Annotated in this window: 5 protein-coding genes; 3 read left to right on the forward strand and 2 right to left on the reverse strand. The window is 56.1% G+C overall.

What is annotated here, in order from left to right; genetic code table 11:
• The first annotated feature begins 231 nt into the window (after window positions 1-231).
• Window positions 232-3,519, forward strand: a complete 3,288-nt coding sequence (locus tag VGD45_RS11690; protein WP_331155479.1) for an amino acid adenylation domain-containing protein — start codon at window positions 232-234, stop codon at window positions 3,517-3,519.
• Here the strand turns inward: VGD45_RS11690 and VGD45_RS11695 are convergent.
• Entirely contained in the window at window positions 3,512-6,946 is a 3,435-nt protein-coding gene (locus VGD45_RS11695; RefSeq protein WP_331155480.1) for an HAD-IIIC family phosphatase, read from the reverse strand. The two genes, VGD45_RS11690 and VGD45_RS11695, sit on opposite strands and share 8 nt — an antisense overlap.
• Before the next feature lie 552 nt (window positions 6,947-7,498).
• On the opposite strand from VGD45_RS11695, the gene VGD45_RS11700 reads away from it, so the two are divergent.
• Both VGD45_RS11700 and VGD45_RS11705 read left to right on the forward strand, forming a co-directional pair.
• Window positions 7,499-8,875, forward strand: a complete 1,377-nt coding sequence (locus VGD45_RS11700; protein WP_331155481.1) for a lysine N(6)-hydroxylase/L-ornithine N(5)-oxygenase family protein — start codon at window positions 7,499-7,501, stop codon at window positions 8,873-8,875.
• Entirely contained in the window at window positions 8,872-9,504 is a 633-nt protein-coding gene (locus tag VGD45_RS11705; RefSeq protein WP_331155482.1) for an FMN-binding negative transcriptional regulator, read from the forward strand. The genes VGD45_RS11700 and VGD45_RS11705 overlap by 4 nt, the downstream gene beginning before the upstream one ends.
• Before the next feature lie 25 nt (window positions 9,505-9,529).
• On the opposite strand, the gene VGD45_RS11710 is transcribed toward VGD45_RS11705, so the two are convergent.
• Entirely contained in the window at window positions 9,530-10,642 is a 1,113-nt protein-coding gene (locus VGD45_RS11710; RefSeq protein ID WP_331155483.1) for an SDR family NAD(P)-dependent oxidoreductase, read from the reverse strand.
• Window positions 10,643-10,850: the final 208 nt, after the last annotated feature.

Below are 10,850 nucleotides of genomic sequence, written 5' to 3' on the forward strand. Positions count from 1 at the left end.
CCTCGCCTATATATGCAGACATTTGCGTGCATGCGTTGCAATCACCACGCGCAATTGCCAGGAGGAGATTTCGTTTCCCTTGCAGGATAGACTATCGGCCTCAGGATGAAGATTGGTCTTCCCGAGACAACGCTCGCCCGCTGAGCCGCCATCGCTCGGATATCAACGCCCACCACGCCCCCGCATCCTTCGCTCAAGTTGACGCTTCGATTGTCTCATGGAGAAGCACACGTGCCAGGCCACACAATCTCCCACGAAACCAAAGCGGACGCGACGCGCAGTATCGCGGCACGCCGCTGGCCGTCGTTTGTCGAGATGGACGACGAAACACTGCAACGGTTAGCGCAGGATGTTCCGGGGGGAACTGATAACATAGAAGATGTTCATCCGCTCACTCCTCTACAAGACGGGATCCTATTTCAGTATCATCTGAGTAAGCAGGGCGATGCCTACGTCGTTTCCACCTTACTCGAGCTTTCATCCCACGAGAGTTTGAATGCGCTGATTCGAGCCCTGCAGAGCGTGGTCGAGCGTCACGCCATACTGAGAAGCGCGATTCTCTCAGATGGCCTAAAATCTCCCATCCAGGTCGTGTGCCGGCGTGTCGACCTGCCGATCGAACAACTGTCGCTCGAGCCAGGCGGTCTTGAGACCCAAATGCGTGCACGGATGACACGACGGCTTCGGAAATGGAACCTGTGTGAGCCCCCGCTGATGCGCCTGCAATTTGCACACGCATCTACAGAACGTTGCTACGTTCTACTTCAGCTTCACCACGTCATCTGCGACCACATCTCGATGAAAATAGTGGTGCATGAGGCAATGACTGAGCTTAACGGCGGCGCCCCATTGCCTCCCAATGCGGTAGCCTACCGAGCGCGTGTCACGCAGGCGGTCGCGGAGGCAAATAGGCGCAACGCCGAACGATTCTTTTGCAGCAAGTTGCACGCGGTCGATGAGCCGACCGCACCGTTTGGGTTGTTGGATGCCCGTGCATACGGCGGTGAAATCAAAGAGGCCAAGATTGCAGTTGAGCCAGCCCTCGCAAAGCGGATACGTACTCAAGCGAGCCGACTTAAAGTTACTTTGGCACAGCTATTCCATGCTGGCTGGGGACTCGTGGTCGCACACACGAGTGGCAAGGACGAAGTAGTATTTGGCTCGGTCTTTCTGTTGGACCGAGAAAGGAAGGACAACACGGCACCCATAGTCGACATGTTCGTCAACACCCTGCCCTTGCGACTGCAGCTCCGCGGCGTTACAGCAGCCGGACTCATCGAGCAGACACAGCGAGAGTTGACGGAGCTATTGGAATACATAGGGACTTCGCTGGTTGTGGCGCAAAGCTGTAGCGGAATCATCGGCTCCGCGCCTCTATTTGAGTCGGTATTCGTCTACGAATCCAGTGTTCCAGTCTGCGAGCCCGAGCCGTCACAGACGCGCGACATTCGTGTTCTGTCTGCCAGTCGATACAGAACGAACTACCCTATAACTTGCACGGTAGAGGATCTTGGGGAAGAGTTCGATCTTACGGTACAAACCGACCTGCGTATCGACCCAGATCGCGTCCTGCGTCATTTCAACACTGCGCTGGAATCATTAATCGGTACTTTGGAATACGCACCAGAGATGCCGGCCCTGCATCTACCAATCATCCCACCAAGCGAGCGTTTCCAAATCGAGACTTTCAACGCCACGGCAGCCGAGTATCCGCGGGACAAGCGCATGCAGGACCTATTCAGCGAGAATGCGCAACGAACACCTGATGCGGTAGCGGTTGTATATGGCGATCAGAGTCTTACCTATCGGGAGATTGATGAAAGGTCCAATCAGCTCGGACATCACCTGGAGGGGCTTGGGGTCGGTGCGGAAACAGTAGTGGGCCTGTACATGGATCGGGGCCCTGAGATGGTCGTGGGGGTGCTCGGGATACTAAAGGCTGGAGGAGCGTATTTACCGCTGGATCCCTCGTATCCATCGGAACGTCTCCAATTCATGTTGCGGGACTCGCAGGCTTGGGGAGTGGTGTCTCATTCAAGAGTCTCGCTTCCGGAGTCTCTGGCGCGTCGCGTGGTGCAATTGGATCTACACCAGTCACAGATCGAGAGTGCGCCGCGCACTGCTCCGTCGAACGCCGCTCGTGCCGCGAATCTGGCGTACGTCATGTACACCTCTGGTTCGACCGGGCTGCCGAAGGCCGTGGCGATGCCTCACGGGCCGCTGATCTCCATGCTGGGCTGGCAGCAGCAAGTCATGCCGGTTGGACCATCGGACATGGTGGCCCAGTTCGCCTCATTCAGCTTTGACGTTTCCGCGCAGGAGATGTTCGCATGTTGGCAGGGAGGCGGGACGCTGCTGATCCTGCCAGACGATGTACGTCACGACCCGAAGGCGCTCGCTGATCTGTTGTGCGAGAAGCCGGTGCGCCAGGTGTATCTAACGCAGACAGTGATGCGCGAAGTGTGGGCGGCACTGCTCGAGCGTCCCGTTGAGCGGGGCCCCTTGCAGATCGTCAGTGCCGGTGAAATTATCGAGATCACTTCCGAAAGTGTCGCGGCAGCTACAAAAATCCATGCGTCTCTTTGGAACCACTACGGTTCAACAGAGATTCAGGTGGCGACAGCTTTCTTGCTCGATGGGAAACCGGAGGAGTGGCCCACGAGACCTCCGATCGGGCAGCCGATCTGGAACACCCAGGTACATATACTGGATAGGCATCTGCGGCTCGTTCCCATCGGAGTGACCGGAGAGATCTACGTTGCCGGTGCGGGTCTTGCGCGCGGGTATCTGTACCGGGAAGATCTGACGGTAGAGCGATTCATTGCGGATCCGTACGGCAAGCCTGGCGAACGGATGTACCGCACGGGAGATCTGGGTCGTTATCGGCCGGACGGAACGATTGAGTGTCTCGGCCGGATCGACCGCCAAATCAAATTGCGGGGATTCCGAGTCGAACTCGGAGAGATCGAAGCGGTGTTGCAGATCTACCCGAAGGTGAAACAAGCGGTGGTGGTGCCGCATGAGGACAATCCGGGTGAGAAGCGGCTTATAGGATACGTGGTGCCGGTCGGTGAGCATATAGAAGTAGTGGAGCTGCGCACGCATCTGAAGCGCACGTTGCCCGAGCATATGGTGCCAGGACAGTGGATGTTCCTCGATCAGCTTCCGCGCACCTCGACCGGCAAGGTGGACCGGCGCAACTTACCGTCGCCTTCCCACGGCTCGCTCACTAGCGGTCAGGGCGAACCCGCTCACGGCGAGATCGAGGAAACACTCGCGCAAATTTGGAAAGAACTTCTACACGTCGAGCAAGTCGCTCCGCAAGACGATTTCTTCGAGCTCGGCGGACATTCGATGAGCGCATTAAAGATGGTCGCACACGTGTGCAACCGATTTGAGATCCCATTGCAAGTTCAAGGAGTGCTACGCAACCCGACCTTACGGCAATTCTCGCAACTCGTCGAAAAGCTGATACAGCCCAAAGGAGCCGGACTGGAAACAGAAACAGGCGTCATCTAGCGGCACACGCCACTTCAGCGCTTTGGAACCGAAGATTCTGAATCGGACACTCGGGATCGGCGACGATCCCATCCAGGAGCACTCGCCAGTTCTCCGATATACGCTGGATCGTTCCTGGATCGAACAAGTCCGTCGCGTACTCGAACGTACCTAAGTAGCCGTCGGCATGCCCATATAGATAGAGCGTCAAATCAAAGTGTGTCGTTACACATGTTAGATCATCCCAACGCCCGGTGAGTCCTGCCATTCGCAGTTCCTCTTCTGGATAGTTCTGTAGCGCCAACATCACCTGGAATATTGGTGCCTGTGAAACGGCTAGCGTGGGCTTGAGTTCTCTTACGATAATCTCGAACGGAATGTCTTGATGCTCGTATGCGCCTAAAGTCACTTCCCTCACACGCGCGAGCAACTCCCGGAATGTCAGTTCCTCAGTCACCTCTACTCGCAATATCAGTGTGTTGATAAATAGACCGATCAATCCTTCTATGTCCCGACTGCGGCGTCCGGCGATAGGAGATCCGACAACCACGTCCCTTTGGCCGCTCCACCGGAACAAAAGCAGCTGATACGCCGCCAACATGACCATAAACAAGGTAGCTCCTTCACCTCGCCCGATCTCCTCCAATGCCCGCACCAGCCCCATCGGCAAGTGGAACCTGAAAGCACTTCCCTTGAAACTTGCCGCCGGAGGACGTGGTCGGTCGGTAGGCAACTCCAGCAGAGCAGGAGCTCCGGCAAGCCGCTCTCTCCAGTAGCTTAGCTGGCCCCGCAACACCTCTTCGTCCAGGTATCTCCGCTGCCAAATCGAATAGTCTGCATACTGCACTGGAAGTTCCGGCAAGGGCGAGGGTCGCTTCTCAACGTACGCAGAATAGATCACGCCAAGTTCCCGGATGAGAACGCCAATAGACCACCCGTCCGACACTATGTGATGCAACGTGATCAGCAACGCGTGCTCGCGGCTTCCGAGTTTCACTAGCACGATGCGCATCAGTGGGCCGATGGTCAGGTTGAAGCGACGCAGTCGCTCACGAAGCATCCGCTCTCGCAGCTCCTGCTCAAGAACAATAGGATCCACAATGTGGCTCAGGTCCACTCTGTGCAGCGGAATGCCGTCCGGCGAATCGATCAGTTGGTGCGGCGCCCCGTCATGTGCCGCAAATCGTGTTCGCAGACTTTCATGCCTGCGAACCAGCTCTGTGAAGCTGCGCCCCAAAGCCCCCTCATCCAGATCTCCCGATAGTCGGATGGCTAGCGTGGCGTTATAGGCCGGACCGGCCAGGCCGACTTGATCCAGAAACCACAGCCCCTCCTGGGCGTACGACAGTGGCGCAGAGCCAGATCGATCGACAGGTTCGATCCTCGGACCCGAGTGTGAAGCAGTTTCCAACCGCTTTGCGATACCTTCTACAGTCGGTGCTTCAATGAAGTCCAGCAATGACAGCTCAAGCCCGAGAACCTCTTCCACCCTCACGATGACTTGTACAGCTAACAGCGAGTTTCCGCCCAGGTCGCAAAAACCTGTGCGGACGTCCACATCGCTTAGCCCGATCACCTCTGCGAATATTGCTGCGAGCGTAGCCTCCGTTGCCGTCCTCCCAGTCGTGACTCTACTTGTACCCTGCGCTCCTACCGACCCCGGCATGAACTCTCGGAGAAGTTGCGACACCTGGCTGAGCCGATACGCGTTGTCGTGCCACTCGGAATTCGCAAGCAATGGTGGCCCCGGCTCAACCTTTGGACTAGGCGCATCCTGCGCCTCGACGCCCTCAGTGCTCCGTCGCTGCAAACTCTTCGCATACTCTGTTGGCACACGGAACACCATCTCCGTCTGCGATTCGCATTCGGCCACGACTGACTCTCGAAATTGGCCAACAGTAGTTTGTAGGAAGTCCCAAGCCGGTCTATTGCGCTCCGTCCGACGATATCTCAACGCTATAGCTACGCGATTCTCTCGAGCCGCGATACCGCCGATCTCTGAAAGCACCCTCTCCTCCACGCCGCGCCCCAACACTCGACAGCTCAATAAGAATGTATCGACATCAATAAGCAGAGGTGGCCGACGAATTAGCACAACGCCTACTAACCCATAGTCGCCGAACCGATCTCGCACGTGCACCACTAAGCACTCAAGTCCACCCTCGGCGCAGAGTGCATCGATCTCCGTTGATCGGCGTCTAACTGTCGTTAGATTGAACTGGTTAGTTCTCTGAACCAACTCTGCCACCCGCGTCAAGTGTTCATCCCTCATCTTGGATACTTCCACGCACAGCTCCAGTGACGCGAGAAATCTGTCTAGGTCGAGTGCCATCTCCATCGCTAATCTTCGTGTAATGTTCTCTCTGTATTTCTGAGTCCGCGCCTTTGCATCCTCACTGACCTCGATGCAGTCAAAAGCCCATACATGCTCCACGAAATGCAGTATTCCCTCCTGATCCACCGGAATGTTCAGGGTTAATACGGACGGGATGCTTGAGCGCACCTGCTCGCACTCCAGCGCATCATCGTCAACGAATATGAAGCTGTTCAGAGATAGATTGAGCTCTCTCGCTAGAGCGACCAGATTCTCTGACTTTGGTTTCCAGTTCACACGCGAGGCCACGATGTGTTCGCTTCGCAACGGCATGTCGGTGCGGTGTTGAAAAACCTCCTCGACGTCGCTGGCATTGTTCTTACTGCACAAACATAACAACACTCCGTGCTCGCATTGTTTCACTAACTTCTGTTGAAACCGCACATGAGCTTGCGTAACCACAACCCCAGTCGATCCATCTTCTCCACACGTTCCCTGCCATAGGGTATTGTCGCAATCCACCGCGATAACTTTGTACGGCGGCTTCACGTTCGCTGCGATTCGGCGCGCAAGGAATGTCGCTATCGCAATGAAATACTCGTCCGTATAGGGAATGTGCGCCAGCTGGTCTGCGCGCACGTCATGGCACGGCCCCACCGGATACAACTGAATCAGCTCTGCATGCGTCACGCAGTCTACATTTCGCAGACCCGCTACCTTCTTTCTTATAGATCGCTCAATGACTTCTAACGCCTCTCTATAGGCTGGCGGAAGCACTGACGCGGATGCGCATAAAAGCATGAGTATCGAGCTGCTGGTTTTCTCAACAAACCCTCCTACGTGGTCAACAAACTCGTCAGCCGACCTTTGCAGATGATCCAAGGTCTTTTCCCAATCCTCAGCTCTGCTTCTGTCCCGAATCCAATCGTTCGCTCGGAGCAGCAGTACATTGATCCCGCCTCCGTTCCGGCAAAACTCGCTTTGCGGATTCAAGAGCTCCTGGGCCACTTGCGCATAGGGCGCCATGACGATTTCGGCGCCAATATCAAGACGCTCCATCCAAAGTCGGAGTGGGCGTACTACAGGCTCCGCCGTGAAGCTTGAGCTGATGACAACTCGTAGACTGCGCTTCATCGCATTTCTCCAGATCATCGGAGCGCTATTGTCCGCTGATACCCTCGTCCTCTCACTCAGTTCTTGCAGAGGATTGGTTAGCCTCAGTGTACGATCCTCTCACTGTCGCAGCTCGTCGCGAGATAATTTGAGCAGCCGCCGCGCGCTCACAGCACAGATTCTTTGATTTTGGTCACCGGCAGTGCGAGAGGGACCACGGTCAGTAATCGTCAGAGGCGAACGACGTCATCGCACTACATGCCAATATCGCATGACTGACGCGCGCCCGCCCGTCCAAGCAAGAAGAGGCAGATCGAGACACAAGGAAATCTACGTAGACGTCAGTCTGGAGACCACTGCCATGAGCACGTTGCATACTTCTGCGTTCTGATCAAGCCGCTCCAGCCGTTCTACTCAGGACTCTGTGGTGTGATGAACTTCTGGCGCTAACCGTAGCCTCGAACGAAGGTGCTTTTCTAGCCAGCACGTACCCTCTTCGGCTTGCGCCACGACCACTCACACACTACGCTGACGCCGCTCATCATTCGCCGCCACTCGCCCGGTGTAACTTCAATGGTGATGCCCGAGACAGCAGGACGCGTTTTGTCATCACGCTACACAACAGTCTGGGACTTCGTTGGCATCGGCTTCGGACCCTCCAACCTATCAATCGCAGTCGCCGCAAGCGAGCACATACCGTGTCCGCAGGGTATTTTTTTTGAATCCAAGACTTCCTTCGCCTGGCATCCAGGAATGATGCTCGACGGCGCACGGATGCAGATCTCCTTCCTGAAGGACCTTGTGACCCTGCGAAATCCGACGAGCCCCTATTCCTTTCTGAACTATCTGCATTCGAAAGGCAGGCTAGAGCGCTTTGCCAATCTGCGCGATTTTTGTCCGAGCCGCGTTGAGTACGAGGACTACCTGGCGTGGGTGGCTCATGCCTTCCGGCAGCATGTGCATTACGGTGCCACAGTAGTGCGAGTCACGCCGGTGAGCACGGTTGGCGATCCCGAGGTTTTCGACGTCTTTCGCGTGGACGTTAAGCTTGCCGACACAGAGCTCACACACACCCATCTTGCCAAAAGCGTCATCTGTGCCCCAGGTGGTAAGCCGAACCTCCTCGACGTGCAGGACGGAGCATGCGAAGAAATCGTCCACTCCAGTCAGTTCTTAGAGCACTTTCCCGCCCGATTTCCCGACCACCATGGCGCCTACCGCTTTTCAGTCGTCGGAGATGGACAGAGCGCTGCGGAGATCGTGGACTATATTCTTCGCAACTATCCCTGCGCCACCATCCACCTCATCATCTCCCAGTACGCTCTGCGATCTTCGGATAGCACGCCTTTCGTGAACGAAGCTTTTCTTTCGGAAGAAGTCGATCATTTCTATCTCACGCCGGAGGCCGCGAGGGAAGAGATCCTAGATGAGCTACAGAACACGAACTACGGAGTGGTGGACGAGGGTTTGCTGTGCGCGCTGTACAGACTTTTGTATCTGGATGAAGTGGCCGGCGTGCACCGCCTGCGGATCATCCGGAGATCACGCGTCGCATCCGCCTGCAAGCGCAATGGCGACCTCGAGCTTGTTGTACGTGACCGGAACTCAAATGAGATCACCACGCTGCGATGTGATGCTCTCATACTGGCAACCGGCTATCGCAGATGCCTGGATGAAACGATGTTTGAAGCACTGTTACCGCATGTGGCGAGGAGCCCCTCCGGTGACATCCTGGTCGCTCGGGACTATGGCGTCTGTACGATTCCTACGATGAAATGCCGCCTGTATCTACAGGGTCAGTGTGAAAGCTCTCATGGAGTGTCAGATACGCTACTGTCCCTCCTTCCGTTTCGAGCACGGGACATACTGGATTCCATTTGTTCTCAGGCGACAGCCGCTGATACCCACACGTTAGGCGACATGGCGGAAACCCGGGATGCACTGATTTGAGCGACCAACAATATCCGCCGCAGCGACACCTGGAATGCGACCTTCAGCGGCTGTTTGGCGTCGTCGAGCGCTATCCTCTGGCCACCCTGATCTCGGCAGAAGGCGACGAGGCATTTGTGACGCACGCGCCACTCACCCTCGATCGCACGAGAGGCGCTCACGGCGTACTGTTCGGGCATATGGATAGGAGCAACCCGCACAGCAGACTTTTAAACGCACGCGCCATCCGAGCAATCTTCCACGGCGCCAACGCCTACATCTCGCCGCACGTCTACGGCACGTCGCAGCTGCCGACGTGGAACTACCTGATCGTACATGCCTCCGGCGTCGCACATCGCCTGGAGGACAATCAACGAGTCGTTCAGGGATTGCAGGGTCTTTCTGAAAAGGCAGATCGCCGAAAGACAGCTTTCAGGCTATCTGCGGAAGATCCCAGAATACCGCCCCTCATCAATCTGGTTGTCGGCTTCGAAATCACCATCTCAACAATCATCGGCCGATTCAAGCTTTCGCAGGACCGCAGTCCTGCCGATCGTCGACGCGCGATGGATGAGCTTATTCGGAACGCGAAATCGTGTGACGAATCGTTCCTGCGCAGCCTGCTGGACAGCCAGAAAGATAGCACCTGAGTCTATTCAATCTTGACTATGTCCATCAGAAGCCGGCGTGCATTTCACGGACGATAGGAAGCATAATGCCAATGGAGTCACTCGACTGCAGTTTCAAGACAGAACTCGTCTGATCTGTAAGCATTTGCGGCAATCGTCTCGTCAATACTCTGACGCCGGGAATGAACCGCGAAAGGTCCGCACACAAAACTTCTCCAGCCGCCTTCGCCATCGCATACTCGGTCATATTCGCGGGGCGCATATCGACGTAGTTGCTGGACGGATAAAAGACTCTCAGGCCCTTCGGATTCAATCGACCACAAGCCTGCACGACTTCCACGAACGCTGCCAGATAGAAGTGAGTTAGCTCAGAGAACCGCTCTTGATCGAGCAGTCCGGATTTTCGACGAACAATCATCGGTGTCGCGAAGTAGTAGAGGTGTGTTGGCACCATTCCTAGCTCCACTACTTGCTCCTCCGCTGGACAATGCACATCATAGAACCTTGCTTCACAAGACAACCCTGCGTTCTTTAGTTCCGCGACAACCGCGTCAGCGTCATTTTTTCCAGCAGCGTAGGTGATCGCCACGTGGCCGCCCCCAGCCGCAATCAGCTTCGCGGTGAGTTCACCAAGACCGCGAGATCCTCCGATAATCAACGCAGTAGAATTGCGAAACTCCTCACTGGAGATGAGCGCGGTGATGCGCTCAATCTTTGGCTGCTCTACCGGCTGCTCGCGATAGATGGCCTCTAAAGACCCGCGAAATCCAGCCCCGCAAATTCCGATGCGTACACTGCGAAACTGCCTCGCCACCGAGAGCACCGCGAACTGCATCCGGTTGTGAACATCACGATCACCGGCATCTAGCGAAAGACGGAGTCCTGAGAATATGGAGTACAACCCAGGCACCACCATTCCCACCACGCATGATGAACACACCAACGCTGCAATCTTCCTTCGGCCAAACACCTTGCTCGCGTACGGCGCCAAGCTGTCGACTTGAGAAGTGATCGTTTCAAGAGAGAGCGAGCCCCGAACCCCTTCCACCTGCGCCAGTGTTAATGCTTGAGGCGCTTCGGGCGTCAGTATCGGGGGACCTGCGACTATTCCTCTCGGAGCCGCATCGATCTGTTCTCGAAATCCGATCGATGCCATCATGACCTTCTCGCCCCCCACATCCAAATGCGCGCGAACGACGCTTGGCGTCGCCTCGGTGATCTTTAAAGTAAGCGGGTGACCTGGGCCGCATTGACGCGCGCGGACAACACGGCACAGAACAAAATTGCTATCGCCGTTGATGCCTAGACGGTCATCTCGTTAATGACGCGATTTTCCACGACAGCTTGCACAACGGCGGCGTCCAGCC

Origin of the sequence: Steroidobacter sp., assembly GCF_036402275.1 — a bacterium.
In the GTDB taxonomy this organism is placed as follows: Bacteria; Pseudomonadota; Gammaproteobacteria; order Steroidobacterales; family Steroidobacteraceae; genus Steroidobacter.